This is a genomic window from Kitasatospora sp. NBC_01266 (assembly GCF_036242395.1).
GTDB lineage: Bacteria > Actinomycetota > Actinomycetes > Streptomycetales > Streptomycetaceae > Kitasatospora.
Map to the genome: position 1 here is coordinate 1,173,413 of NZ_CP108458.1, position 26,165 is coordinate 1,199,577.

The 26,165-nt window shown below is 74.4% G+C and carries 26 protein-coding genes; 18 read left to right on the forward strand and 8 right to left on the reverse strand.

Annotated features, from left to right (window positions below):
- Positions 1-37 precede the first annotated feature (37 nt).
- From OG403_RS05270 to OG403_RS05290, 5 genes are all read left to right on the forward strand, one after another.
- On the forward strand, positions 38-802 hold the full coding sequence (locus OG403_RS05270) for a LamB/YcsF family protein (RefSeq protein ID WP_329572111.1): 765 nt from the start codon (positions 38-40) through the stop codon (positions 800-802).
- The gene (gene pxpB / locus OG403_RS05275; protein WP_329561826.1) at positions 802-1,437 is read left to right on the forward strand and encodes a 5-oxoprolinase subunit PxpB; all 636 of its coding nucleotides are present in this window, start codon (positions 802-804) and stop codon (positions 1,435-1,437) included. The genes OG403_RS05270 and pxpB overlap by 1 nt, the downstream gene beginning before the upstream one ends.
- Positions 1,438-1,442: 5 nt before the next feature.
- Positions 1,443-2,318, forward strand: a complete 876-nt coding sequence (locus OG403_RS05280) for a biotin-dependent carboxyltransferase family protein (RefSeq protein ID WP_442911047.1) — start codon at positions 1,443-1,445, stop codon at positions 2,316-2,318.
- Between the two features lie 84 nt (positions 2,319-2,402).
- Positions 2,403-3,437 (forward strand): MerR family transcriptional regulator, encoded by a 1,035-nt coding sequence (locus tag OG403_RS05285; RefSeq protein WP_329561829.1) that lies wholly within the window; start codon positions 2,403-2,405, stop codon positions 3,435-3,437.
- A 4-nt stretch (positions 3,438-3,441) separates the two neighbouring features.
- The gene (locus OG403_RS05290) at positions 3,442-4,677 is read left to right on the forward strand and encodes an MFS transporter (protein WP_329561831.1); all 1,236 of its coding nucleotides are present in this window, start codon (positions 3,442-3,444) and stop codon (positions 4,675-4,677) included.
- Here the strand turns inward: OG403_RS05290 and OG403_RS05295 are convergent.
- Complete coding sequence (locus OG403_RS05295) at positions 4,674-6,107, reverse strand: HEAT repeat domain-containing protein (RefSeq protein WP_329561833.1); 1,434 nt, start codon at positions 6,105-6,107, stop codon at positions 4,674-4,676. The two genes, OG403_RS05290 and OG403_RS05295, sit on opposite strands and share 4 nt — an antisense overlap.
- A 310-nt stretch (positions 6,108-6,417) precedes the next feature.
- On the opposite strand from OG403_RS05295, the gene OG403_RS05300 reads away from it, so the two are divergent.
- Both OG403_RS05300 and OG403_RS05305 read left to right on the forward strand, forming a co-directional pair.
- A complete protein-coding gene (locus tag OG403_RS05300) occupies positions 6,418-6,768 on the forward strand; it encodes a PAS domain-containing protein (RefSeq protein WP_329561834.1) in 351 nt (116 codons plus the stop codon).
- A gap of 153 nt (positions 6,769-6,921) precedes the next feature.
- On the forward strand, positions 6,922-7,098 hold the full coding sequence (locus OG403_RS05305; protein ID WP_329561835.1) for a hypothetical protein: 177 nt from the start codon (positions 6,922-6,924) through the stop codon (positions 7,096-7,098).
- A 16-nt stretch (positions 7,099-7,114) separates the two neighbouring features.
- Here the strand turns inward: OG403_RS05305 and OG403_RS05310 are convergent, their stop codons facing one another.
- The gene (locus OG403_RS05310; RefSeq protein WP_329561837.1) at positions 7,115-8,584 is read right to left on the reverse strand and encodes a DNA-binding protein NsdB; all 1,470 of its coding nucleotides are present in this window, start codon (positions 8,582-8,584) and stop codon (positions 7,115-7,117) included.
- A gap of 572 nt (positions 8,585-9,156) precedes the next feature.
- Here OG403_RS05310 and OG403_RS05315 point away from each other — a divergent pair.
- Positions 9,157-10,308: a phosphotransferase gene (locus tag OG403_RS05315; protein ID WP_329561839.1), complete on the forward strand. Its 1,152-nt coding sequence runs from the start codon at positions 9,157-9,159 to the stop codon at positions 10,306-10,308.
- A 104-nt stretch (positions 10,309-10,412) separates the two neighbouring features.
- Here the strand turns inward: OG403_RS05315 and OG403_RS05320 are convergent, their stop codons facing one another.
- The 3 genes from OG403_RS05320 to OG403_RS05330 form a co-directional block, all read right to left on the reverse strand.
- Complete coding sequence (locus OG403_RS05320) at positions 10,413-11,669, reverse strand: acyl-CoA dehydrogenase family protein (protein ID WP_329561840.1); 1,257 nt, start codon at positions 11,667-11,669, stop codon at positions 10,413-10,415.
- Positions 11,670-12,071: 402 nt separating this feature from the next.
- Complete coding sequence (locus OG403_RS05325) at positions 12,072-12,566, reverse strand: hypothetical protein (RefSeq protein WP_329561842.1); 495 nt, start codon at positions 12,564-12,566, stop codon at positions 12,072-12,074.
- 701 nt (positions 12,567-13,267) lie between these two features.
- Positions 13,268-13,537 carry a DUF397 domain-containing protein gene (locus OG403_RS05330; RefSeq protein WP_370147056.1) on the reverse strand — a complete coding sequence of 90 codons (270 nt, stop codon included), beginning with the start codon at positions 13,535-13,537 and terminating at the stop codon, positions 13,268-13,270.
- 299 nt (positions 13,538-13,836) lie between these two features.
- On the opposite strand from OG403_RS05330, the gene OG403_RS05335 reads away from it, so the two are divergent.
- From OG403_RS05335 to OG403_RS05350, 4 genes are all read left to right on the forward strand, one after another.
- On the forward strand, positions 13,837-14,352 hold the full coding sequence (locus OG403_RS05335) for a PTS-dependent dihydroxyacetone kinase phosphotransferase subunit DhaM (protein WP_329561844.1): 516 nt from the start codon (positions 13,837-13,839) through the stop codon (positions 14,350-14,352).
- A gap of 135 nt (positions 14,353-14,487) precedes the next feature.
- Positions 14,488-15,429, forward strand: coding sequence for an NAD-dependent epimerase/dehydratase family protein (locus OG403_RS05340; RefSeq protein ID WP_329561846.1), 942 nt, complete (start codon positions 14,488-14,490; stop codon positions 15,427-15,429).
- A 155-nt stretch (positions 15,430-15,584) separates the two neighbouring features.
- Complete coding sequence (locus OG403_RS05345; RefSeq protein WP_329561847.1) at positions 15,585-16,601, forward strand: polysaccharide deacetylase family protein; 1,017 nt, start codon at positions 15,585-15,587, stop codon at positions 16,599-16,601.
- Between the two features lie 102 nt (positions 16,602-16,703).
- Complete coding sequence (locus OG403_RS05350; protein WP_329561849.1) at positions 16,704-16,934, forward strand: hypothetical protein; 231 nt, start codon at positions 16,704-16,706, stop codon at positions 16,932-16,934.
- Positions 16,935-16,953: 19 nt separating this feature from the next.
- Here OG403_RS05350 and OG403_RS05355 read toward each other — a convergent pair whose 3' ends face one another.
- Positions 16,954-17,757 (reverse strand): glutamate racemase, encoded by an 804-nt coding sequence (locus tag OG403_RS05355; protein ID WP_329561851.1) that lies wholly within the window; start codon positions 17,755-17,757, stop codon positions 16,954-16,956.
- 26 nt (positions 17,758-17,783) lie between these two features.
- Between OG403_RS05355 and OG403_RS05360 the strand changes: the two genes are divergently transcribed.
- Positions 17,784-17,909, forward strand: coding sequence for a hypothetical protein (locus OG403_RS05360; RefSeq protein WP_329561853.1), 126 nt, complete (start codon positions 17,784-17,786; stop codon positions 17,907-17,909).
- Positions 17,897-19,066 carry a glycosyltransferase gene (locus OG403_RS05365; protein ID WP_329561855.1) on the forward strand — a complete coding sequence of 390 codons (1,170 nt, stop codon included), beginning with the start codon at positions 17,897-17,899 and terminating at the stop codon, positions 19,064-19,066. Before OG403_RS05360 ends, OG403_RS05365 begins: the two co-directional genes overlap by 13 nt.
- A gap of 67 nt (positions 19,067-19,133) precedes the next feature.
- Here OG403_RS05365 and OG403_RS05370 read toward each other — a convergent pair whose 3' ends face one another.
- Together OG403_RS05370 and OG403_RS05375 are read right to left on the reverse strand one after the other, a co-directional pair.
- Positions 19,134-19,787 (reverse strand): thiol:disulfide interchange protein DsbA/DsbL, encoded by a 654-nt coding sequence (locus OG403_RS05370; protein WP_329561856.1) that lies wholly within the window; start codon positions 19,785-19,787, stop codon positions 19,134-19,136.
- Positions 19,788-19,814: 27 nt separating this feature from the next.
- Complete coding sequence (locus tag OG403_RS05375) at positions 19,815-20,741, reverse strand: slipin family protein (protein ID WP_329561857.1); 927 nt, start codon at positions 20,739-20,741, stop codon at positions 19,815-19,817.
- Between the two features lie 416 nt (positions 20,742-21,157).
- Here OG403_RS05375 and mscL point away from each other — a divergent pair, with 416 nt between their 5' ends.
- The 4 genes from mscL (at position 21,158) to OG403_RS05395 (ending at position 26,163) form a co-directional block, all read left to right on the forward strand.
- Complete coding sequence (gene mscL / locus OG403_RS05380) at positions 21,158-21,601, forward strand: large conductance mechanosensitive channel protein MscL (protein ID WP_329561858.1); 444 nt, start codon at positions 21,158-21,160, stop codon at positions 21,599-21,601.
- Positions 21,602-21,830: 229 nt separating this feature from the next.
- A complete protein-coding gene (locus OG403_RS05385; RefSeq protein ID WP_329561859.1) occupies positions 21,831-22,496 on the forward strand; it encodes a DUF6643 family protein in 666 nt (221 codons plus the stop codon).
- Positions 22,497-22,768: 272 nt separating this feature from the next.
- Positions 22,769-23,647: an MOSC domain-containing protein gene (locus tag OG403_RS05390; RefSeq protein WP_329561860.1), complete on the forward strand. Its 879-nt coding sequence runs from the start codon at positions 22,769-22,771 to the stop codon at positions 23,645-23,647.
- 89 nt (positions 23,648-23,736) lie between these two features.
- Complete coding sequence (locus tag OG403_RS05395) at positions 23,737-26,163, forward strand: right-handed parallel beta-helix repeat-containing protein (RefSeq protein ID WP_329561862.1); 2,427 nt, start codon at positions 23,737-23,739, stop codon at positions 26,161-26,163.
- The last annotated feature ends 2 nt before the right edge of the window (positions 26,164-26,165 follow it).

Here is a 26,165-nt window from a genome sequence, read left to right on the forward strand (position 1 = left end):
CAGCAGCTCTGGGAGGCAGTGGCTCGTGACCGATGCGGTGATCGATCTCAATGCGGACCTCGGGGAGGGGTTCGGGCGCTGGACACTGACCGACGATGAAGCCCTGCTCTCGGTCGTGACCAGCGCAAACGTGGCCTGCGGGTTCCACGCGGGCGATCCGTCCACGATGCGTCGGGTCTGCGCGCTGGCGGCCGAGCGGGGGGTGCGGATCGGCGCCCAGGTGTCCTACCGGGATCTGGCCGGCTTCGGGCGACGGGCGATGGACGTGCCGCCGGACGAGTTGGCCGACGAGATCGCCTATCAGATCGGCGCGTTGCAGGTGTTCGCCCGGGCGGCCGGATCCCGGGTGAGCTACGTCAAGTCGCACGGCGCGCTGTACAACAAAGTCGTGTCGGACAGTGAGCAGGCCGAGGCCGTGGTCGCCGGCGTGCTGCGGGCCGGGGCGGTCTGCGACGGCCCGCTGCCGGTGCTCGGGCTGCCGGGCTCCAAGCTTCTGCAGGTGGCGGAGGGGGTCGGGCTGCCGGTGGTCACCGAGGCCTTCGCCGACCGCGCCTACACCTGGACGGGCACCCTGGTATCACGCCGGGAGGCGGATGCGGTGATCCACGATCCGGAGACGGTGATCGCGCGCGCGGTCGGGATGGCCAGGGACGGACTCGTCACCGCGATCGGCGGGGAGCCGGTGGCGGTCGACGCCCGCTCGCTCTGCGTGCACGGGGACACCCCTGGGGCGGCGCAGCTGGCCTGGCGGGTGCGGGGGGCGCTGGCCTCGGCCGGGATCCGGGTGGAGGCGTTCACCTGATGGCTGACCGGCTGATCATCCATCAGGTCGGCGAACACGCGCTGCTGCTGGAGGTGACCGACGGCGAGCGGGTGGCGGAGCTGTACGAGCGGCTGCTGGCCGAGCGGGCGGCCGGGCGGCTCGGCGCGGTGACCGAACTGGTGCCCGCCGCGCGGACGGTGCTGCTGGACGGACTGCCGCGCCCCGCCGAACTGGCCGCGCGGCTGGCCGACTGGCGGGTGGCCGGGCGGGCGCCGCTGACCGGACCGCTGCTCGAGGTGCCGACCGTCTACGACGGCGCCGACCTGGCCGAGGTGGCCGCGCTCTGGGGAGTGACGCCCGACGAGGCGGTGGCGCTGCACAGCGGGATCGAGTACCGGGTGGCGTTCTGCGGCTTCGCACCGGGCTTCGGCTACCTCACCGGTCTGCCGGCCGAGCGCGAGGTGCCGCGCCGGGCCACCCCGCGGGCCGTCGTCCCGGCCGGGTCGGTGGCGGTGGCGGGCCCGTACACCGGGGTGTACCCGCGCTCCTCGCCCGGCGGGTGGCAACTGCTCGGCCGCACCGGGCTGGCGCTCTGGGACACCGCGCGCGAACCGGCCGCGCTTCTGACCCCGGGGGTGCGGGTCAGGTTCGTCCCGGTGGGAGGCAGCCGGTGACCGCAGTGATCGCCGCCGGGCTGCTCGTGGTGCGGTCCGGACCGCTGAGCACCGTGCAGGACCTGGGCCGGTTCGGCGTCGCCCACCAGGGCGTGCCCCGGGCCGGGGCACTGGACCAGCCCGCGTACGCCGCCGCCAACCGGCTGGTCGGCAACCCGCCCGGCGCCGCCGCCGTGGAGAGCACGCTCGGCGGCCTCACGGTGCGGGCGGTGGACGCCCCCCTGCTGGTGGCCGTAACCGGCGCGCCGGCCGCGGTGCGGGTGGACGGACGCCCGGCGGCCTGGGGCACGGCGGTGCGGCTGCCGGTCGGCGCGACGCTGGACGTCGGACCGGCCGACTTCGGCGTGCGCAGCTACCTCGCGGTGCGGGGCGGGATCGCGGTGCCACCGGTGCTGGGCAGCCGCTCGGCCGACCTGCTCACCGGGCTCGGCCCCGCCCCGCTGCGGGTCGGCGAGCTGCTGCCGATCGGCGCGGCCGGCGCCGGGACCGGGGTGCCGGGCGTCGACGTCCTGCCGCTGCCCGCGATGCCGGCGGAGCTGGTGCTGCGGCTGCTGCCGGGACCGCGCGCCGACTGGTTCCGGCCGGACTCGCTGACCGCGCTGGCCAGGGCCCGCTACCGGGTGGCGCCGGCCAGCAACCGGGTGGCGCTGCGCACCGAGGGCCCCGGGCTGATCCGGCGCCGGCACCAGGAACTGGCCAGCGAGGGCATGGTGCTGGGCGCGGTGCAGGTGCCGCCGGACGGGCAGCCGGTGGTCTTCCTCGCCGACCACCCGGCCACCGGCGGCTACCCCGTGCTCGGCGTGGTGCCGGAGGCCGACCTGGCGGCCGCCGCGCAGGCCAGGCCGGGGATACCGGTACGGTTCGTCCCGGCACGGCGTTGACCCGGTCCGGTTGACCTTCACCCAGGGGGAAGCTCCAGCATCCTCCTGCCGGGCGACAACGCCCGGCAGGAGGAGGGGGACGGGGTGGACCGGCTGACCATCGGGGCGTTCGCGCGGGCCTGCGGGCTGACACCGAAGGCGCTGCGGCTCTACGACGAGCTGGGCCTGCTGCGCCCGGCCGAGGTGGACCCGTACTCCGGCTACCGCTTCTACGCCGCCGAGCAGTTGGACCGCGCCAGGCTGGTCGCCCACCTGCGCCGGATCGGCCTGCCGCTGGCCCGGATCCGGCTGCTCTGCGAGCTGGCGCCCGCCCTGGCCGCCGCCGAACTCGGCGCCTACTGGGACGGCGTACTGGCCGACACGGCCGCGCGGCAGGACCTGGTCACCCTCCTCCTGGACCACCTCACCGAGGGGACAGGCATGAGCACCACACTGGGACTTCGCTACGCGGCCCGGACCGACCGGGGCCTGGTGCGGGCCCGCAACGAGGACACCGCCTACGCGGACGGCGCTCTGCTGGCCGTCGCGGACGGGTTCGGCGGGCCCGAGGCGGCCGGGGCCGCCGTCGAGGCGCTCAGGCGCTTCGACGCGGCCGCCGTCGGCCCCGGCGACCTGCTGAACGCCCTCGCCGAAGCGGTGCGGGAAGGCGTCGACGGGACGCCGGACCGGACCGGGACCACGCTCACCGCCCTGCTGCTCGCCGGTTCGCGCCTCGCGCTGGTGCACATCGGGGACTCCCGGGCGTACCTGCTGCGGGACGGCGAGCTGTTCCAGATCACCCACGACCACACGCTGGTCCAGGCGATGGTCGACCAGGGCCGGATCACCGCCGACGAGGCCGCCTCGCACCCGCAGCGCGCCATGCTGCTGCGCGCGCTGACCGGCCCCGGGACCGAGGCCCGGCCCGACCTCTCGCTGCACGCCGCCCGGCCCGGTGACCGCTACCTGCTCTGCTCGGACGGACTCAGCACCACCGTCCCGCAGGCCGCCCTGCACACGGCGCTGAGCACCATCGCCGACCCGGAGCAGGCGGTGCAGCAGCTGATCGCGCTCGCCAACCGGGCCGGCGGTCCCGACAACATCGCCTGCGCGGTGGCGGATGTCGTCGCGGCGGGCTGAGGGCATGACACCACGCCTCGCCCCGCCCGACCTGCGGCCGCTGCGGCTGCCCGCGTTCCGCCGGTTCTTCCTCTCCTCCGCCCTGACCGCCGTCGGCGGCCAGCTCACCGCGTTCGCCGTGCCGCTCCAGCTGTACCGGCTCACCGGCTCCTCGCTCTGGGTGGGGCTCGGCAGCGCGGCCGGGCTGCTGCCGATGGTGCTCGCCGCGCTCTGGGGCGGGGCGGTGGCCGACCGCCTGGACCGGCGCCGGGTGCTGCTGCTCGGCAACGCCGGGATCGCGCTCTGCTCGCTGCTGCTCTGGACGCAGGCGGCGACCGGCGCTGGCTCGGCCGTCGTGCTGCTGCTCCTGATCGCCGCTCAGCAGGCCTGCTTCGGTGCCAACTCCACCGTCCGGGGCGCGATCGCGCCCCGGTTGGTCCCGGCCGAACTCCTGCCCGCGGCCAACGCGCTGCAGACCAGCGTCAGTTGGCTGGGCGGCATCGGCGGCCCGCTGCTCGCCGGCGCGCTGCTCACCGTCAGCGGCCTCGGCCCGCTCTACCTGCTGGACACCCTCGGCCTGCTCGCCGCGCTGCTGCTGTGCCGCCGGCTGCCGGCGCTGGCGCCGATCGGCGGCGGGGCGAGCGGCTCGATCCTGCGCGGTGTCGCGGACGGCCTGCGCTATCTGACGGGGCAACGGATCCTGCTGGTCGCCTACCTGGCCGACTTCACCGCGATGTTCTTCGGCATGCCCGTCGCGCTCTTCCCGCAGCTGGCCCGGCAGGGCTTCGGGACCTCGGCGATCGGGGTCTTCTCGGCCGCGATCTCGCTGGGCGCGCTGCTGGCGGGCGCCTGCTCCGGCAGCTTCACCCGGCTGCGCCGGCACGGCGCGCTGGTGACCTGCGCGGTCTGCGGCTGGGGCCTGGCGATCGCCGGCTTCGGCCTGGCCCGCTCGCTCTGGTCGGCGGCGGTGCTGCTGGCGCTCGGCGGGGCGGCGATCGTGGTGCTGAGCGTGTTCCGCAAGACCATCCTGCAGGGCGCCGCCACCGACGCGATGCGCGGTCGGCTGCAGGGTGCGGACACCGTGATCGCGGCCGGCGGGCCGCGCCTGGCCGGGCTGGCGCACGGCGCGGCGGGCGCCGCGTTCGGCACCGGCTGGGCGATCAGCGGCGGCGGCGTGCTGGTGGTGCTGGTGATGCTCGGCACCGTCGCCGCCGCGCCCGCCTTCTGGCACTACGCGCCGGCCCCGGCGGCCCTGGCCTAGCCCCTGGCGGTGAGCCGGCCGCGCACCGCCGCGTGCACCTCGGCCTCCTCGGCCGGGTCGGCGGCCAGTCGGCGCAGGCGCTCCAGCACCCTGGCGTCACCGGTGGTCACCACATGGCGGGCGGCCAGCTCGCGAGTGGCCTCCTCGCAGTCCCAGAGGCACTCGACGGCGACACCGCTGGAGAAGTGCCGATCGGTGACGGCCAGCGCCCGGGCGGCGCGTCCCCGCAGGTCGGAGGAGGTGGCCTCACCGTAGATGTGGCGCAGGATCGGGACGGCTTCCACGGCGGCCAGCCGCCCCGCACCGTCCACCAGGCCGGCCAGCGCGGCGTCCCGCACCCCGTGCGTCAGCACCCGCTGCCGCAGCCCGGCGACCACCGCCGGGGCGTCGGCCGGCTCGCCGATGTCGGCGAGCAGCAGCACGGCGGCCTCGCCGAGCACGCTGTCCCCGCCGCCGGTGGCCGGGTCGGCCCAGCGGCGGGCCCGGACCAAGGCGCGCGGCCCGCGCATCCTGGCCAACGCGTCCAGCGCGGCGCGGACCACGCGCCGGTCGGCGTCGGCCGCCGCCGCCTCGATCAGCTCGGTGAGCGCCTCGTCGTCCTGGTCGACCAGGTGCCGCAGGGCGGCCCGGCGGGCCCCCTCGGCGCCGTCGCGGGCGGCGGCGAGCAGGGTGTCGCGGTCCTCGGGACGGGCCACCGCGGCCAGACAGCGGGCGGCGGCAGCCGCCCGGCGCTCGACGGCGGCCGGGTCCGGGCGCACCGCGCTGTCCCCCTGGTCGGCCCAGGCGAGCACGTCGGCCACGCTCCAGCCCGGCGTGACCTGGCCTCTGCCCAGTTGCCGCTGCCACAGGTCGAAGGGGGACTGCTCGCTCGCGGCGGCGACCCGCGGGTGCTGCTCGGCCCACAGCCGCCACGGCCGGGGTTCGTAGGCGGCGCGGATCGCCGCGCGCAGCTCGGTCTCGCCCTGCGGGGTCTCGGGGAAGCGGCGCAGCACGGCGGGGGCCAGCGCGAGCAGTGCCGCGTCCTCGTCGCGCAGGCCCAGCTCGTCCAGCGCCCAGGCCCAGTTCCCGCCGCTCGCGGCGTACTGGCGCAGCAGCAGCAGGGCGTCGCGGCGGCCGTAGCCGGCCAGGTGGCCGAGGACGGCCAGGGCCAAGCCGGTGCGCTGCTCGTCCGGGTCGAGCAGGTCGTCGGGGTGGCTCAGGTGCCGCTCGATGCCGCCGAGCGGGGCTTCCAGGTCCATGTAGACGCGGGCGTAGTAAAGGGAGCGGTTCTCGACCTGCCAGTCGCCACGGGGGTCGCTGGTGACGCACTCCTCCAGGGCGGCGACGGCCTCGTCACGGTCGGCTGCGAGCGCATGCAACTGCCCGTCACCGCGTCCTCGCTGAAGCAGGCCGAGGAGGCTGTTGCTGGGGGCTATCACGGGCTCGAACATGAGGTCAGCATCCGTTGCGGCGGTCGTCGTGGCAACGGGATTTCCGTCGCCGGGGGTCTGGTGGTCACGCTGGGCGGGCGCCCGGGCGCCGGAATCACCGTAGGTTACCGCCTGCCTGCCCAGGACGCACACACCTCAATCGGATCCGGTTCTCGGCCGAGCGGGCTCGGCACCTTCACAGGTGCGTTCGGCATATGCCAGATGAAAGTTCGCTCCGTTTCTGCCATTCTTCCCACACGGAGGGTGATGTTGTGCCAGAGTCGACTCACCACTCCCCCAGTCACCTCTACCAAGCCCTGTGGGACCGCCGATGAGTCTCCCCCTGCGCAGCGCACCCCCCGCCAAGGCCACTGCCGCCATGGAATGGGACCTGGTCCGGGACACCGTGCACTGGTCGGCGCAGGTCTACCCGATCCTGGCCCGCGATCCCGGTCTCGGCCCGCTGACCCTCGATCAACTGCCCGGCCAACTGGTCCCGCAGGACCGGCCGGCGCTCTGCCGGATGGTGACCGAGGCCCTGGTGCACGGCAGCCCGCTGGACGGCGTGATCAGGATCCAGCAGGCGGGCGGGACGGTCGCGGCCGTGCACTGCTCCGGGCGCCCGGTGCTCGGCCCCGACGGCCAGGTGGTCTCGCTGCGGATGCTGATCCGAGCCTGCTGACCTGCCCCGCCGCCCGCCCGGGTCCGCCGGGCGCGCGCTCGCGTCCTCCTCGTGTCGTGCTGCCCTGGCCGATCGGCCGGTACCCCGCGCGACATATGCTGTCCGCCGCAGCGTCGGCACAGGGCGGACCTGCACCCAGGGAGGACCTGTTCCATGGACAGCCAGATTCTTCACAAGGCCGCGTTCCTGCTGCACGACTGCCACGAGCCCGAGCAGGTCGTGGTGGAGCGGCTGAAGGAGTACTTCCCCACGCTGACCCTGGTCGAGCGCGAGCGCTACGTCCAGGAGGCCTGGGACCAGGTGCACAGCGCCGCCGTCGACACCATCTGAACCATCTGAGACCGCTCTAATCAGCGGGGCGGCGGGCCGGCGGCACCGCCGCCCTGATCTCGGCCCGCAGCTCGGCCACCTCCGGCAGCGCCTGGTAGCGGGCGGCCAGCCGGTCCATCCGGTGCAGTCGGTCCCAGGTCCGGTGCGACGAGGTGTTGCCGATCTGGGCCAGCGCCTGGCGGGTCTGCCGCTGGGCCTCCTCCGGCTCCCCGGTGAGCCAGTGCACCGAGGCGATCGTGACCAGGTCCAGCACCGTGGAGCGCTCCTGGCCCTGCCCGGCGCGCAGCCGCATCGCGGCCCGCACATGTGCCACGGCCTGCTCGGCGGCGTTCGGATCGTGCTCCGCCAGGGTGCGGTAGACCAGGGACTGCATGCCGTGCAGCTCGGCCTCGTTGAAGGTCTGCATCCAGACCGGCTGCGGATCCGCCGCACCCTGGGTGTAGTACTCCTCGGATTCACCGAGCAGCCGCGCCACCTCCTGGGTGCGGCCCAGTGAGGCCTGCGCCCAGGCCTCCACCGTGTTCAGCATCGCCCGGGTCAGCGGCCCCATGCCGGGGCCGGCGCCCGCGTGGGCCATCCGCATCAGCTCCAGGGCCTCGGCGGCCCGGCCGTGGTGCAGCAGCTGGCGGGCGCAGCGCGAGATCGCCTCACCGGCGCGCGGCCGGTCGCCGGCCTCCTTGGCGGCCTGCGCGGCGATCACGAAGTAGCGCTGCCCGGTCGCCTCCAGACCGACGTCGTGCGACATCCAGCCGGCCAGCGCCGCCAGGTTGGCCGCCACCAGCCACAGCCGCCTCGCCAGCTCCGGTGGATGCCGGTGGGTCAGCATCCCGCCCACCTCGTTGAGCTGGCCGATCACCGCCTTGCGCTGCAACCCGCCGCCGCGCGAGGCGTCCCAGGCCCGGAACACCTCGAACGAGCGCTCCAGCGCGACGACCTCCTCCAGGCCCGCCGGGCCGGGCTCGTAGACGTCCACGATCGGTCGGCCCGGGGTGCCGGTGATCACCTGGCGCGGCCCGGGGCGGCTCGCCGCATAGGCGACATCGCCGCCGGCGAGCCAGTGGTAGAGGGAGTCGGGGATGACGGAGGCACCCGGCAGCTCCGTGACGGTATCGGCCAGTCCGCGTCGGTTGAGCATGAGATCCATTCCCGTGAACTCGGTGAGGATCTCGGCCGTCCGCTCCGGCTCCGCGGCCTCGGCAGCACCCGCCTTGGCCGAACTGAATCGCCGATGCCGCGCCAGACCGAGGTCCTCGATGGAGACGACACGGCCGAGCCGCTCGGTGAACACCGCGGCCAGCACCCGCGGCACCGGATCGCGCGGGACCTCGCCCCGTTCGATCCAGCGCCGCACCCGCGAGGTGTCGGTGGACAGCTGCTGCTGCCCCATCGCCGCACCACGCCGGTTGACCAGCCTGGCCAGCTCGCCCTTCGACCAACCGGTCAGGGCGAACAGGTCGGCGAGTCTGGTGTTGGGTCCGCTGCTCACATCAAGCCCCCAGGCTCCTCGGCTGGTTCGAGCCTAATGGCCTGTCACATGCCAGGCGAGCATTCGCCAGGCTTCGCCACCGTGCGCCAACTGGTCAGCCAGCCCGGCCGGGGTGTCAGGTAGAGATGCGCAACCCCACCCGGGGCCCGGATCACTCCGAGCCCTGGAAACAACGGCCGGGGAGGGGATCCCCGGGGTGTTGACGGGCCGCTCGGCGGCCTGGCGAAAGGGGGTGGCGCGACCGGGTGGCGCATCGGCGCCGGGCCCGGCCGACCGCACGGGCCAGCGCATTTCCCCAGGGTGCGTTGGTTCGCTCGGCCGGCCGGCCCCGGCACTGCGCTCCGCCCGACGCGGTCGACCGTCCGTCCCACCCCTGGGCGGTCAACCGCGACCGGGTACGCCGGAGCACACCCCCCGTGCGCCGTCGTACACACCAGCGAGCCAGGTCGTACACACCAGCGAGCCGGACCGCACCGCGGCGACCGGCTCCGCGGCACCACCGTCTGACCCCCGCCAGGGCCGCCGCCTTGGCTGACATATGCCGTCGGCAAGGAAGGGAATCCCTCCCCCTCATGTACTCCTCCGCGACTTCCCCCACCGCGCCCCGGACCGGCATCCCGCAGCGGCCGCCGTCCTCCGTGGCGGTCCGCCGGCCCGGGCCGAAGCCGGCCGTCCCGGCCCGTCCCGCCGGGCGGATCGAGGCACCCGCCTACCTGCCGCGCGCCGGTGAGCGCCTGCTGCGCCCCCGCGCGCCCCAGTACGCCACCCCCAACGGCGTGGGCGCAGCGGCGGCCGAGGGCTGGGGCCGGGTGGACACCACCGCCCTCGCCACCCCGGCCGTGCGGGCCGCGCTCGCCCACATCACCCGGATATGTCCCGCGTTCTCGGCGCGTCAGGTGCTGCGCGAGGACGGCGCGCACATCCTGATCACCGGGCTGATCGGGCGCACCGCCGTGGTCGCCAAGTGCCTCTCCCCGCAGGCGGTGCAGAGCGAGCGGCGGGCCGTGCTGGTGGAGCGGTTCCGCCGCGAGGTGGCGATCTACCGGACCTTCGTGCGGCATCGCCCCCCGGTGCGGATGCCGCGTCTGGTGGCGGCCGACCACGACCGCTGCGTGCTGGTGCTGGAGCGGATCCCGGGCCGCCCGGCCGCGCTGGAGCGCCACCCGGCGAACGCCCCGACCCCCGGCGAGGTGCGCGCGATCCTCGGCTCGATCCGCTCGCTCAACCTGTGGCGCCCGCCGGTCGACGTCTTCCACCAGCCGCTGGACTACCAGTTCGAGATCGGCCGCTACCACTCGGTCGGGCAGCTCACCGACCGGGACGCGGGCGACCTGCGGCAGTTGCTCCACGGCCTCTCGCACACCGGCTGGCAGCTGTGCCACGGCGACGCGCTGCTCAGCAACATCATGCTGGCCCCCTCGGGTCCGGTGGTGCTCGACTGGGAGCAGGCCGGCTGGTACCTGCCCGGCTACGACCTGGCGGTGCTCTGGAGCGTGCTCTCCGGCGACACCGCGGCCCGTCGCCAGATCAGCCAACTCGCCCAGGTCGGCGGCACGGTGGCCCGGGACGCGTTCCTGGTCAACCTGGTGCTGGTGCTGATGCGCGAGCTGCGGATCTACGACGTGCCGGGGGCCGGCGAGGAGCAGCGGCTGATGATCCGTCGGCTGTACGACGACGCGGCGCTGGCCCGGCGCGCGGTGCGGGCCGCGGTGGGCACGCGCTGAGCGGCGGGGCCGGTGGGCGGCGGCCCGCCGGCAGGTTCGGTAGGCACGGGTGTTCGGTCGGGGCAGCCCGCTCGGTCAGGGCGGGCTGCTCGGCCGGCCCCGGCTCAGCAGACGCCGCGCGGTCGGGCGGACCCGGCCAGCAGGGCGGCCCGGCCGACCTCGGCCAGCACCTGCTCCTCGCAGCGCCCGTGCAGCCGGCAGCTGAGCGCGTCCCGCAGGTAGCGCTCCAGCGGGTGGCGTCGGCTCAGGCCCGGAGCACCGGTGAGCGCCACCGCCCGCTGCACCGCGTCGACCACCGCGCGGGAGGCCAGCAGTTGGGCCGAGCCGGCCCGCGCCGCGGCACCGGGCTCGCCCGCGTCGATCCGCGCCGCCAGGCCGGCCACCAGCTCTTCCGCCCCGACCAGCGCGCTCGCCACCTCCCCCAGACCCACCTGGTAGCGCGGCAGGGTGCCCAGCGGCTCCCCGAGGTTGGCCGGGGTGCGCAGGTTCAGGAACCGGACCAGCCAGTCCCGGGCCGCCCGGCCCACGCCGAGTTGCACCGCCACGAGCGCCAGGTCGCGCCAGGCGGCACCGAGTCCGGTCGCCGGGTCGGGCTCGACATCGAGCGGACGCAGCCCGAGCGCGGCCTCGGCGGACACCGCGACCCCGGTGAAGACCAGGTCGTGGCCGGCACTGGCCCGCAGCCCCAGATGGTCCCCGACCGGGTCGACCTCGACCCCCGGGCTCTCGCCACGGACCAGGAAGAGACCGGTACGCGGCTGCGGCTCGTCGGTGACCGCCCGCACCGCCAGCCAGGCCAGCGCCTCGGCGCCGGTGCAGCCGGTGCGACGGCCCGTCAGCAGCCAGCCGCCGCTGCCGTCCCGCCGGGCCAGCAGCGGCACGGCCTGCGCCGGGTCGGTGGCCGACGGATCCGCGTCGAGCGTGTTGACCAGCGCGGGCCCGCGCCGGGACTCGGTCAGCAGGCGGCGGTAGGCGGCAGCGGGCCAGCCGCCACTGCGGTCCTGCTCGGCGTGGAGCAGCAGGGTGTGGGCGGTGACCAGGGCCACCGAGGCATCGCCCCGGGCCAGTTCGGCCAGCACCTGGACGGTGTCGGCGAGCCGGCCGGCCGGGCCGCCGTAGCGCTGACCGACCGTCAGGGTGAGCAGGCCGGCCTCGTGCACCGCCTCGATGCCCTGGTAGGGGAAGGTCGCGTCGCGGTCGTGCTCCTCCGCGCGGGCGGCCAGCAGGTCCACCACCCGGGGCAGCTTGGCCAGCGCCCCGGTCAGCGCTGACGGGGCGTCCGACGGCAGCGGACGGTCCGCCGGGCGGGCTGTCGCGGCGTGGTCTGGCGCGGCCTGGTCTGGCGCCGCGCGGTTTGTCACAGCCGAGTCCGTGGTGGCGCGGTCGGCGGCTGACGGACGGTCGGTTCGAGCGGTCATGGCGCTGCTGCCTCCGGGCGGCCTGCGTGGGGGCTCGGCAGCCGGCATCGGCTGCACGGCGGTGGGGGCGTGCGGGAGCGCGAGGCGCGGCCGATCCGGTGTCGGGGCAGCGCGGTCGTCCTCGGCCGGAGCGCGGATCGGTCAGGACCCGCGCGGGTCAGGGCGGGCCCTAGCGACAGATGGCGCTGGCGGTCCGCCGCAGGTCCAGGTAGCTGCGACGGACCAGCAGCAGGCGGCAGGACGACATGCTGGTGACTGTACGAAGCGTTGATCGAAACCGTCAAGCGCTGCCCGAAAGCGTCAAGCACCACTCGAACAGCACTCGGGCCGGGCGCGACGCGCCCTTCAGCCCTGCTGGAACAGGTCCGCCGGGAGCGGCTTGAGCAGCTGGTAGAGATCGTCCGCGATCGGCCGGTCCCAGCTGGCGATGGTGACCTGGACCTGGTCGCTGCGGTCGAACTGGGCGCAGAACACCCGCTCCTCGGAGACCTTGACCTTCTTCACGATCAGCAGGTCATCGCCGAGCATCACCGGGAAGTCCTCGGCCGAGACGAACTCCACCGGCTCGTCCGACTCCAGCGCCGCGAGCAGCTGTCTGATCTCGAACGGCACGCCGTCCTCGGGGTTGCGCGCCGGCGAGCCCTCCGGCAGGTTGCCGATGAACATCGCCGGGCCACGACCGCCGAACAGGTCGTAGCGCAGGAAGATCCCCTGGCAGGAGCCGTCCGGGCCGGTCATCACCGCGGCGCCGAAGAGGCCGGGCCAGTCGCCCGGGTCCATCGCGAGGACGTCGAAGTCCGGGCCCGCGGGGGTGCCGGAGCGTCGGCGGAGAAATGACATGTCGCCATCGTACGTGCCCGGGGGCGCGCGACCGCACGGGGCGGCGCCGAGGCGCGTTGCCCGGGCGTTCACAAGGGCGCGAGCTCCACGCTCCGAGACGAATGTTGACGCTGAGCAACCGTCCGGGCTACGGTCGCGGATGTACGGCAGCTGCTGTGGACCCGTTCCACGTGGGGGTGGCCTGCTGTGGCGCATTCGCATGCGCCCAACCCTCCCTTGCCACCCTTGGCACAGGTCGTGCAGCGACTGCGGTTCTTGTGTACCACGTCAGTTCGTTGTTTCGTGCAACTTTTTCAAGCATCAGCTCTGCAACCCTTCACCCAAAGCTTGGTTCGTGGGTTCCCCGACTCTGTCGCGCCTGCGGACCACGCCCTGGACACCGACGCGTGGGGGCGTTCGGATCCCGGGCACTGGTGGCCTGGGCCCTCGTGGCCCCGCCGCCCGCCTCCCGGCGGCGCCGGTCTTCGCGGACCGGCATCGGGGACAGCCGGAGGGGCCCGGTCTCGCGAACCGGGCCGTACAGCAGGCGCCGTGCACGACCGCGTGGGGGCGGTCGGCACGGCGCCTGGCTGCTTTTCCGGAGCCTGGTCCGCCGAGAGCCGGTCCGCCGACGGCCAGTCCGCCGGGGGCCAGTCCGCCGACCGGGCAAGCGAAAGGGCCGCCGGTTGACTGAACCGACGGCCCTGGGAGTCGAGCTGAACTCAGGTCAGGTCGAACTCGCCGTCCTGGGCGCCGAGTACGAAGGCCCGCCACTCCTCCGGGGTGAACACCAGCACCGGCCCGTCCGGAAAGCGTCCGTCGCGCATCGCGATGTAGCCATCCACGAAGGCGATCTGGACGTCGCCGGGCGACCCGTCCTCCTGCTTGGCGGAGAGCCACTCGGCCCCCGTGGTGTCCAACTTGGGCTTGCGCGCCGGCGGGACGGCCGGTCCGCCCTGGGCGGTCTCGTCTGCGCTGGTCTCGGTTGTCACTGGTGCTGCTCCTCCCGAACGTCCTTCAGGGTGGTCAGCGTAGCCGTCCGCACCACCGCCCGGACCGCACTGCGCCGGACTCCTCCGGTCAGGCGGGATCGCGGCGATCCTGGCCGCACGAGCGGCGGTGACGTGCTAAGCGACGTGCCGCGCACCCCTGGCCGGGCGACCTGGCCGGTCGTCATGCCCGCAGCGCGCGGCGCCTCGGCGCGGCGGGGCGGGAGCGGTGGGCGGATTTGCGAGAGTGGGCGGCGAGAGTCGGCAGAGTCGGACGGTGGCAGACCCGGAGGGAGCAGCCGATGGGGCAGGTCAGCCCGCGGGGCGCGAGCGGGGCGGACGTCATCCCGATCGGGGAGGCGCCCTCGGCCGCCCGGGTACCGAACCAGGCGCCGACCCGCTCGGCCGCGCTGGGCCGGGTCGGCGTGGTGCTGGTCTCGCACAGCCGGGACCTCGCGCAGGACACCGCCGATCTGGCCAGGGCGATGGCGCAGACCGACGATCCGGCCGCGGTGGCGGCCACCGGCGGGCATCCCGGGGACGGCCTGGGCAGCAGCGCGCTGCTGATCGCGGCGGCGGCCCGCCGGGTGGACCAGGGGCACGGGGTGGTGGTGCTGGCCGACCTGCCGTCGGCGGTCCACGTGGTGCTGTCGGTGCTGGCGGCGGCGGACGAGCACGGGCTGCCGTTCCCGGTGCGGTTCGCCGACGCGCCCTTCGTGGAGGGCGCGGTGGCCGCCGTGCAGACCGCCTCGGCGGGCGGCGACCTGGCCGCGGCGGTCGAGGCGGCGGAGGAGGCCTACCGGCAGCGCAAGCTCTGAGTCCGATGCGGCAGAGCACCGGAACCGGCAGACGATCAGATGAACAGTCTGTAGAGGGGGTACACGGAACGTGTCCGGTCGGCTACGATCGGCCCCGCCCGCCGCCTCAACCCAGTTCCCGGGAGGAATCTCGTCATGCGCGTGGTCGTCACCGGCGGAGCCGGGTTCATCGGCGCCAACCTGGTGGCGGCGCTGCTGGACCGGCTCGAGATCACCGAGGTCCGGGTGGTCGACGACTTCAGCAGCGGGCACAAGGCCAACCTGGCCGGCCTGGCGGCAACCGTCCACGAGGGCTCGATCCTGGAGCCGGAACTGCTCGACGCGGCCTTCGCCGGCGCCGACGCCGTGGTGCACCTGGCCGCGCTGCCGTCGGTGCCGCGTTCGGTGGCCGATCCGACGGCCAGCCACCGGGTCAACGCCACCGGCACCCCGCCCGTGCTCGAAGCCGCCCGGCGGGCCGGCGGGCTCCACGTGGTGGCGGCCTCCTCCTCCGCGGTCTGCGGGGCCGGGCCCGAGCTGCCCAAGCGCGAGAGCATGCGGCCCGAGCCACTGAGCCCCTACGCGGTCGACAAGTTGGCCGCCGAGGGCTACCTGAGGGCCTATCACCACTGCTACGGGCTGGGCGTGCTGCCGCTGCGGTTCTTCAACGTCTTCGGACCGCTGCAGCCGGCCGACCACGCCTACGCCGCCGTGGTGCCCGCCTTCCTCACCGCCGCGCTGGCCGGGCGCCCGGTGACGGTGCACGGCGACGGCGGGCAGACGCGCGACTTCGTCTACGTCGGCACGGTCGCGCAGGTGCTCTGCACGGCGGTGCTGCGCCGGGTGGTCGACCCGGAGCCGGTCAATGTCGCGCTCGGCACCGGGGCCACCCTGCTGGAGCTGATCGCCGAACTGGGCGAGGTCCTCGGGCGGCCGCTGGACGTGGCGCACACCGAGCCCAGAGCCGGCGACGTGCGCGATTCGGTGGCGGACAGCACGCGGCTGCGCGAGCTCTTCCCCGATCTGGCCCCGGTGCCGCTGCGCGAGGGCCTGGCCGGCACCGCGCGGTGGTTGCGCACCCAGCAGCCGCAGCCGTAGCCGCCTGGGACCACGGCACTGCCACCCGCCCGTGCAGCCGGCGGATATCCCGGTGTCGGTGCTGTCCCGTACAACCATCCGCAGGACGTGGGAGTCCGTTAGTACATCGAGCGATCTCTCGCCGGGTGCGCCCGGCCCAGGCCTTGGGGGCAGCCGTGCCGCGACCGGACACCAGGACACCGGACTTCAGGGCGCAGGAGGCCGGCGCGTCGGGCCCCGGGACGTCAGGCCGCCCGGCGTCGGCTCCCGGCAGGCCCGACCAGGCCGGCGCCGACCGGCTGGTCCACTGGCTGCGCCACTCCCCCGCCCAGCCGCTCTTCCGCGCCCACGCGGCGCGCCGCCTGGTGGTGCTGGCCTACCGCCGGGTGACCGACCGGCGGGCCTTCGGCGCCCAGCTCGACCGGCTCCGCCGGGTCGCGGTCCCGATCTCGCTGCCCGCCCTGGAACAGGCGGTGCGCGAGGGCCGGCCGCTGCCGCCGCGCAGCGTACTGATCACCTTCGACGACGCCGATCGCGGTGTGCTGGACCACGCGCTGCCCGCGCTCACGGCGCGCGGGCTGCCCGCGGTGGCCTTCGTGGTCACCGAGCTGATCGGCACCGACCGCCTGTCCTGGCGCCAGGAGGCCGCGTTCCTGCTCGCCAACGGCGGCCACGCCCGGGCCGTCACCGGCGACGGCCTCGCCGGACGGCTGGCCCGGCTGGCCGCGCTGCCCGACCCGGACCGCCGCCGCAGCCTGCACGAACTGCGGGTCAGCTCGCCCGCCCGCCCGCCGCGACGGGAACGGCTGACCCCGGAGCAGCTGCGCCGGCTGACGGCCGACCAGGTGGTGATCGGCAACCAGACCCTGGGCGACGCCGACCTGCGACGCTGTGACGACGCCACCGTGCGGGCCGAGATCCACACCGCCCACCAGGCGCTGACCGACTGGCTCGGCGCCGCGCCCACCGCCTTCGCCTACCCCGGCGGCCACCACGACCCCCGGGCCGCCGGCCTGCTGACCGACCTCGGCTACCCCACCGCCTTCGTCAGCGACCACCGCCTCAATCCGCGGCTGCCCCGCGAAGCCCTGCGGGTCAGCCGGCTGCCGGTCGACGCGAGCTGCGACCGGGCCCAGTTCGAGGCGGTGCTGTCCGGGCTCCACCCGGCGGTCCGGCGCTGGCGGGGCGTCTAGGGTCTGTACGCCCAGGGCCTGTCCGAGGCCACCGAGGACCAGCTCCAGCACTCCCGCGAGGCGCTGCGCGGACACTTCGCGAGCTGGCCGGAGGCGGTGCGCGTGCCGCTGATCGTGGTCAGCGCGCTGGGGCCGGACGCCAACCAGGCCCAGATCTGGTCCGGGGAGATCATTCGCCGGACGAACGAGCGCAAGCAGCTCCCGCACGCGCGGCCGGCCGCCTCGGTACCGCGCAGCGAGCACCGGGTTCTGGCGGACGCCGGGCACGGCTGGCTGCACGAGGAGCGTCAGGATGCCGTGCTGCAGGCGATCAAGGACCTGCTCGACAGCTGAGGCCGCGCGACTCGGTCCGCTACCGGACGCCGATCAGCTCACCATCCGGCCGCGCGTCCGGCTGCAGCGCGCGCCCCTGCGGGTAGCGGGCGGCCACCGGGGGCAGCGGGGTGACCTGGCCGGCGTGCAGCACGGTCAGGGTGCCGCCGCCGGTGCGGGCCAGCGTCTCGGCGGACAGCCGGCGCAGCGCCTGGGCGGCGACCGCTTCGGCGGAGCCGTGCAGGACGAGGTCAGGGTGGGCGACGGCGGCGACGGCGGCCCGGATCGGGTCGGCGACCAGCTCGTAGTGCGTGCAGCCGAGCACGATGTCCGTCGTCCCGGGCGGGGTGAGCGCGGCGGCGGCGGCGATCGCCGCGCTCAGGGCCTGCTCGTCGGCGTGCTCCACGGCGTCGGCCAGACCGGGGCAGCCCACCTCGGTGATCTCCGCCTCGCCGCCGAACTCCGCGATCAGCCCGCGCTGGTACGCGCTGCCGGTGGTCGCCGGGGTGGCCCAGATCGCGACCCTGCCGCCGGCCCGCGCGGCCGGCTTGATCGCGGGGACGGTGCCGATCACCGGCAGCTCCGGTTCCAACTCGGTGCGCAGCGTGGCCAGCGCGTGCACCGACGCGGTGTTGCAGGCGACCACCAGCACGTCCGGCCGCAGCACGGCGGCGGCGCGGGCGCAGGCCAGCGCGTGTTCGGTGAGGTCGGCGGGGGTGCGCGGGCCCCAGGGCATGCTCTCCGGGTCGCTGGAGAGCACCAGATCGGCATCCGGACGCAGGGTCCGCAGGACAGCCGCCGCCGCGATCAGGCCGATTCCGGAGTCAATCAGTGCGATCTTCACGACATATGACCCTAGCCGATCCGGCCATGCTGACCATCGAGGCGGTACCGCTGCGGCAGACTGCGACGGTGAGGCCGCTGCCGTGGGTGAACCGAGTGGCCGAGATGGCGGGAGTGATCGAAGTGGCGGGAGTGACCGGATGGCCGCAGTGACCGCAGTGACCGCGTTGGCCGGCCTGTCGCTGGCCTGCTGGCTCTGGCTGGCCTGCGGTCAGGGCCTCTTCTGGCGCACGGACGTGCGACTGCCTCCGGACCGCCCCGATCCGGCCCACTGGCCCGAGGTCGCGATCGTGGTACCGGCCCGGGACGAGGCGGCGGTGCTGCCGCTGAGCCTGCCGGGGCTGCTGGGTCAGAAGTACCCGGGACGGGCGCGGGTGATCCTGGTGGACGACCACAGCTCCGACGGCACGGCGCAGGTGGCCCACGCGCTGGCCGCCGAGATCCCGGGCGGCCTGCCGCTGACCGTCACCACCCCGCCGCCACTGCCCGAGGGCTGGACCGGGAAGCTCTGGGCGGTGCGCCACGGAGTCGAGCTGGCCGGCGAGGTGGAACTGCTGCTGCTCACCGACGCCGACATCGCGCACGGTCCGCAGACCCTGGCCGCGCTGGTGGCCGGCGCCCGGTCGCAGCGCCTGGACCTGGTCTCGCAGATGGCCCGGCTGCGTACCGAGACCGGCTGGGAGCGGCTGATCGTGCCGGCCTTCGTCTACTTCTTCGCCCAGCTCTACCCGTTCCGCTGGAGCAACCGCCCCGGCGGCCGGACGGCCGCGGCCGCCGGCGGCTGCTCGCTGGTCCGCCGGGAGGCGCTGGAGCGGGCGGGCGGGGTGGCCGCGATCCGTGGCGCGGTGATCGACGACGTCTCACTGGCGCGCGCCGTCAAGCGGGCCGGCGGGCGGACCTGGCTGGGCCTGGCCGAGCGGCCCGACGAACTGGCCGTCCGCAGCGTGCGCCCGTACCCCGGGCTGGGGCCGCTGTGGCGGATGGTCTCGCGCAGCGCCTACGCGCAGCTGCGGCACTCCCCGGTGCTGCTGCTCGGCACCGTGCTGGGGCTGGCACTGATCTACCTGCTGCCACCGGTGGCGACCGCCGTGGGGCTGGCCACCGGCGCCTGGCCCCTGCTCGCCGTGGCGGCCGCCGCCTGGGCGCTGATGACCGCGACCTACCTGCCGATGACCCGCTACTACGACCGGCCCACCCCGGCGGCGCTGCTGCTGCCGTTCACCGCGCTGCTCTACCTGCTGATGACGGTGGACTCCGCTGTGCAGCACTACCGGGGCCGGGGCGCGGCCTGGAAGGGGCGGACCTACTGATCCGGGCCTTCCAGCGCTTCGTGACAGCTGCTTCGTGACAACTGCTCCGCGCTGGTTGTGCTTCGTGCTAGTGCTTCGTGCGCACCCGCTCCAGCAACTGGTCGATCACCTGGGGCACCGCGTCCACCCCGCCGGCCCGGGTCGGCGAGGTGAGGTACTGCCCCTGGACCACCGCGCTGGGCAACTCGGTGATCTCGTAGCGCTTCAGGTCGTCCGGCGCCTGCGCGACCTCCTGGCGGACCTGGTCCGACTCGTACGCGGTGGTGAAGCTCTTGCGGTCCACCCCCTGGCTCGCCGCCCAGTCGGCCGCGGCGTCCTCGGTGGTCAGGTCGCGGTTCTCGTCGCGCACCGCGTGGAAGACGGCGAGCTGCAGCCGGTCCACCTGGCCGAGCCGGTCCAGCGTGTAGTAGAGGCGGGCATGCCCGCGCTCCACCGTCTGGTCGGACTCGCCGGGCCAGACGGCGGGCAGCCGGCGCAGCACCACGTCGGAGGGCTGGCGGGCGGCCCACTGCTCCAACGGCTGCTCCAGCAGCTGGGAGTGCACGCAGCCGTACCAGAAGACCTCGACCACCTCGCGCTTGGCCGTCTCACGCACGGGTTGCGGGTGTTGCAGGCTCACATACGAGGTGTCCGCCGAAACGGCGTTGCTGGCGGGCACGGTGGCACCGAGGGTGCCGGCGACGGAGAGCAGCAGAACGGCTGCACGGGTGACGGGCTTCATGCCCGTCACCGTGTCAGTTCGCGTGCGCTACAAGCCAGTTGCCTCGCCCAACTTCGCCCGTTCGAGCGTAGCGGGCTGATCCGGACGGGCCTCGATGGCCGCGGCGGCCGCAGCGCCGTCCAGCTCGGCGGGGCCGGCCGGGACAGCCGGCGCGGCATCGGTCGCCGCCTCGCCGGCCGGTGTCGGCGTCGGTGCCCCGGCCGCCCGGCCCGCCGCGCTCTCGAAGAACCGCAGCAGCTCGACCGGGAACGGCAGCACCAGAGTGGAGTTCTTCTCCGCGGCCACCTCCACCACGGTCTGCAGCAGGCGCAGCTGCATCGCGGCCGGCGTCTCGGACATCTTGTGCGCCGCCTCGGCCAGCTTGGCGGCAGCCTGGAACTCGCCGTCGGCGGTGATGATCCGGGCCCGCCGCTCGCGGTCGGCCTCGGCCTGCCGGGCCATCGAGCGCTTCATCGAGTCGGGCAGCGCGACATCCTTGATCTCCACCCGGTCGATGTGCACGCCCCAGCCGACCGACGGGCTCTCCAGCATCAACTCCAGGCCGCGGTGCAGCTGCTCGCGCCCGGAGAGCAGGTCGTCCAGCTCGCTCTTGCCGATGATCGACCGCAGCGAGGTCTGCGCGACCTGCAGCATCGCGAAGGAGTAGTTCTGCACGTCCACCGTGGCGCGCACCGGCTCGACCACCCGGAAGTACAGCACCGCGTCCACCCGGACCGTGACGTTGTCCTTGGTGATCCCCTCCTGGGCGGGCACCGGCATGGTGATCACCTGGACGTTGACCTTGCGCATCCGGTCGGCAAGCGGCACCAGCAGGGTCAAGCCGGGCTCGCGCACCTTGCCGCGCACCCGCCCGAGCCGGAACACCACGCCCCGCTCGTACTGCTGCACCACCCGGACGCTGGTGGCCAGGAGCAACAGCCCGAGCACCACCACACCGATGATCACATCAGGCATCGAGACTCGCCCATCCCCTCCGACGGCGCGCCGCCGCACCGGGCCCCCGTAGGTCCGGTCGGACGGGCCGCGCCGTGCGGCTCAGTATGCGCCCGACCAGGGCGGGGCGACAGATGTCCGGCGGGCATCCGCTCGGCCACCCGCGACGGGTGGGCGACCGGCGCCGGCCGACGGTCAACAGCGTGACGGCACCCGCCATCACTCGGGCGCGCTTTCGGCGGTGCCCCGCTCCTCCGGAGAGCCCTGGCGGGCCCCGGCGGGTGCGTATGCGGATGATCTGATCGATCGTCAACTTCCGTACCGGCATTGGGCATAGCGGGTGAACGTGAGTGGACCCCGGCGGGCGGGGCCGGTCAGGATGATGTCCCGAAAGCGGGCCGGGCCATCGCCCCGCGTGATCCCCTGGAGTCAGAGCCGTGTTCAAGGGCTTTCGCAGCTTCCTGCTGCGCGGAAACGTCGTCGACCTGGCCGTCGGTATCGTCATCGGCGCGGCTTTCACCGCCGTGGTCACCGGCTTCGTCACGGCGTTCCTGACGCCGCTGATGGGCGTGGCCACGGGCGCGGTGGGCGACTTCAGCAAGGAGACCTTCACGGTCGCCCGGACGACCTTCCCGTACGGCGGGTTCCTGAACGCGCTGATCAGCTTTGTGCTGGTGAGCGCGGTGATCTACTTCGTGGTGGTGGTGCCGGTGAGCCGCCTGCAGTCGCGACTGGAGAAGCCCAAGGCGGCGGAGCCGGCCAAGGTGGACTGCCCGCAGTGCCTGAGCCGGATTCCGGCCGCGGCCTCGCGCTGCGCGTTCTGCACCGCCGAGGTGGCCGCGCAGCCGGGTTTCCCTGCCCAGGCGATGCAGCGTAGCTGATCAGACAGCCATCGGCCGACTCGGCGGCGTGGCGGCGTGCGCCGGTGTGAGCCCCCCGGCGCGGGGGCTCACACCAGTTTCTCATGACCGAGTTTGACCGAAAAACACCAGCAAAATGTCCGTTCTCTGACAGTTCGCCAGGTTTAGTCGAGCGAAGACTGCGTAAACACTCGAACTGCCACCCCTCCCAGTCTCCTCAGGGGCGCATTCTGGGCTTACGGTATGCCCCATGACCTCGCCCCGCTCCTACGACGGAGTCGGCTACTACCCTCCGTCCTTCTCGTCGGGCACGCCCATCTACGACAGCTTGGTCGCAGAGCGCGGAGTCCCCCAGATCGCGCCGATCAACGTGCCGGCCGCACTCCCACCCGCGCCCAGCGTCGCGGGCGGCTACGGCGGCTCGGCCATGGAGTCGACCAGCCTGCTCCCGGCGCTGCCGCCGGCCCGGCTGGCGCTCGGCCCCGGCCCCAGCAGCCCCGGCTACCAGAGCTCGCAGCCCGGCCCCGGCTACGGCGGCCAGCCGTACGTGCCCGGCCCCCGGATGCCCGGTGCCCCGATGCAGCAGGGCTACCAGCAGCCGCCCGCGCCGCAGCCCTGGGACCAGCAGCCGGGTGCCTTCCGGCCGACCGGGCCGATGGGACCCGCGCCGGTGGCCCCGGTGCGGCCGATGCCGCCGCAGCAGTTCTTCCAGCAGCCCGGCCAGCAGTTCGCCGGCCAGCAGGCCCCGGCCCCGCAGCCGCCGCAGGGCTATGCCGGCCAGCAGCAGCCGGGCGGCCAGCAGCAGTTCGGGCAGCCGCAGTTCGGCCAGCAGTCCTTCGGCCAGCAGCCGGTGGGCCAGCAGCAGTTCGGCCAGGCTCCGCAGCCGGGCCAGCCCTACCAGGGGCAGGCCTTCTGACCGAGCGACAGCCGGTCGGCTGACCGAGCAACACCACAGGGGGACGTCATTCACGGGCCGCCCGGAACACCGCAGCGCGGTGGGCCGGGCGGCCCGCGCGTCTTCTGCCGACGTCCGACGTCCGCAGTCCGACGCCCGGGGTCCGGGGTCCGGGGTCCGACGCCCAGGGTCCGACGTTCGAGGTCCGTCGGCAGCGGTCCGGGGTCAGGGGTCCGTCGGCAGCCGTTCGGCGGCGGGTCGGGAGCGCCCGCGCGAGCTGGCAGGATGGGTCCATGCCACTCCTCACCGGCCTGCACCGATACCCCGTCAAATCGATGTACCGGCAGGACCTCACGCATGCCACCGTGGAGCCCTGGGGGCTGCGCGGCGACCGGCGCTGGATGCTCGCCCGCCCCAGCGGCCTGGCCGTCACCCAACGCGACCTCCCCGAGCTCGCCCGGTACCGGATCGAACTCGCGGACGACGACGCCCTGTTGGTCACCTCCCCCGAGGGCGACGCGCTGCGGATACCCGCGCCCCGGGTGCGGGACGGCGCCATCCGCACCGAGGGCGACGTGTTCGGCACCAGGTTCGCCGCCGTCGAGGCCGATCCCAAGGCCCAGCTCTGGTTCGCCGAGCGCCTGGGCCCGCACCAGCTGGGCGAGATCCGGCTGCTGCACCTGGAGGATCCGCTGGCCCGGCACATCGCGCCCGCCTTCAGCGCGCCCGGCGAGACCGTCAGCCTGGCCGACGGCTTCCCGCTGCTGGTCACCACGACCGCCTCGCTGGCGGCGCTGAACGAGTACCTGGCCGCGTCCGAGCGGCCCGCCGTACCCATCGAGCGGTTCCGCCCCAACCTGGTGGTCGACGGCACCGGGCCCTGGGAGGAAGAGGGCTGGCACCGGGTCAGGGTCGGCGAGCTGACCTTCCGCGCGGTCAAGCTCTGCGGGCGCTGCATCGTGACCACCACCGACCAGGAGAGCGGCGAGCGGATGGGCCAGGAGCCGCTGCGCACCCTGACCAAGCACCGGCGCTTCGACAAGAAGGCGGTCTTCGGCGTCAACCTGATTCCCGAGCGCCCCGACCAGGTGACCGGGCCCGCGCTGGGCACGGTGCGGGTGGGCGACCAGGTCACCGTGCTGGCCCGGGGCGAGCGGCTCCCAGCCGCTTAGCAGCGGAAGGCCCAGGTAAGCACGCTACGGTGAGCGCACGGCACGAGCGCGGAAGGCGGGACGACGCAGCGTCATGAGTGGGCACCGTCATGAGTGAGCACAGGGTCCGGGTCACGCAGGACAGCGGCTCGCGCTGGCGGCGGCGCGCCGGGGAGTACCAGACGCTGGCGGAGGCGCTGGCCGCTGCCGAGCCGGGTGACACCGTCACGGTGCGCCCCGGCGTGTTCCGCGAGAACGTGCTGCTCGACAAGGCGGTCACGGTGCTGCCCGCCGAGGGCCCCGGCACGGTGCGGATCGACCCGCCAGCGGGTGTGCCGCTCACCGTCACCGCCGCCGCCACCGTGCGCGACCTGGTGATCGAGGGCTTCAACAGCTCGGCGGCGGCCGTCCGGATCGCCGGCCCCGAGGCGGACGCCACCCTGATCGGCTGCCGGGTGGACACCCACTCGGCGGTCGGTGTCGAGGTGGCCGAACAGGCCCGGGCGCAGCTCATCGGATGCACCGTCAGCAATCCGTCCGGCCTGGGCCTGCGGCTGCGCGGCGCCGCCACCGCGCAGATCGACGAGTGCGAGGTCACCGAGGCAGGGCAGGCGGGCCTGGCGGTGCTGGAAGGCGCCACCGCCCGGCTGAACCGCTGCCGGCTGCACCACGCGGTGGGCGCGGGCGTGCTGCTCGCCGACCCCGGCAGCCTGGCCGAGCTGACCGGCTGCGAGCTGTACGAGATCAAGGGCAGCGGGGTGCAGGCCGAGGCGAAGGCGGTCGGCCGGCTGACCGACTGCTCGGTGCACCGGGTCACCGGCAACGGCCTGACCCTGGACACCGAGGCCGCGCTGCACCTGGTCGACTGCCGGCTGCACGAACTGCCGGAGAACGCCGCCGACCTGCGCGACCGGGCCACCCTGACGCTGGAGCGCAGCACCGTGCGGGCCTTCGGGCGCGGTGCGCTCTCGGTCTGGGACGCGGGCACCAGGGCCACCGCCACCAGCTGCGTGATCGAGGACAGCACCGGCGACTACCCCGCGATCTGGGTCAGCGACGGCGCCCGGCTGGCGCTGGCCGACTGCACGCTGCAGAACCTGCCGGACGCGCTCTTCGTCCTGGACCGGGACTCCCGGGCCGATGTCACCGACACCTCGTTCAGCGAGATCCGCAGCTCGGCCGTCTCGGTCAGCTCCGGCGCGAACGTGGCGCTGGAGCGCTGCAGGGTGCGGGCGGCGGGCACCGGGCTCTGGTTCCGCGACCACGGCAGCGGCGGGCTGCTGACGGACTGTGAGATCTCGGACGTGGCCACCGGGGTGATCGTCACCAAGGGCGCCGACCCGGTGCTGCGCGACTGCGTGGTGCGCGGCAGCACGGAGGCGGCGGTGTACGTCTCGGCGCAGGGCAGGGGCAGTTTCGAGGACTGCCGCGCGGTGCAGGGCAAGGGCTTCGGCTTCCACGTGATCGACGGCTGCCGCACCGTGCTGACCCGCTGCCGGGCCGAGCAGAACGCCCGGGCCGGCTTCGAGTTCGCCGAACCGGGCCCGGTGGTGGAGGCCTGCACCTCGGACGACGTGCCGGCCGCGACCACCGCGCCCGCCAGGTCCACCGCGCTGGCCGCAGCCCCCGCCCTGGCAGAGAGCGTGCCGGGCCCGCGCAGCGCGCAGCTGACCTCGGGCCCCGCGCTGGTCGCGCCGCCACAGATCACGCCGATCCCGGACTGCCGCCCGGCCGACGAGGCGCTGGGCGAGCTTGACGCGCTGATCGGGCTGGCCACGGTGAAACAGGAGGTGCGCACCCTGATCGACCTGATCTCGGTCGGCCGCCGGCGTCGGCAGGCCGGGCTGAAGGCGCCCTCGCTCCGCCGCCACCTGGTCTTCACCGGCTCCCCCGGTACCGGCAAGACCACGGTGGCCCGGCTCTACGGCGAGATCCTCGCCTCACTCGGGGTGCTGCAGCGCGGCCACCTGGTGGAGGTGGCCCGGGTGGACCTGGTCGGCGAGCACATCGGCTCCACCGCGATCCGCACCCAGGCCGCCTTCGACCAGGCCAGGGGCGGGGTGCTGTTCATCGACGAGGCCTACACCCTGGCTCCCGAGGACGGTGCCCGGGACTTCGGCCGGGAGGCGATCGACACCCTGGTGAAGCTGATGGAGGATCACCGCGACGAGGTGGTGGTGATCGTGGCCGGGTACACCGCCGAGATGGAGCGCTTCCTCAGCTCCAACCCCGGTGTCTCGTCCCGCTTCTCACGCACCATCGCGTTCCCCGACTACACCGACGCCGAGTTGCTGGAGATCGCCCGCACCCAGGCCGTGGAACACGAGTACCACCTGGCCGAGGCCACCGAGCAGGCGCTGCTCGGCCACTTCGCCACCCTGCACCGGGGCCCGAGTTTCGGCAACGGCCGCACCGCCCGGCAGGTCTTCGAAACGATGATCGAGCGCCACGCGATGCGGGTGGCGCAGCTGGCCGACCCGTCCACCGAGGACCTCCAACTCCTGGTTCCCGCCGACCTCCCGCTGCCACGCGGGTGAGA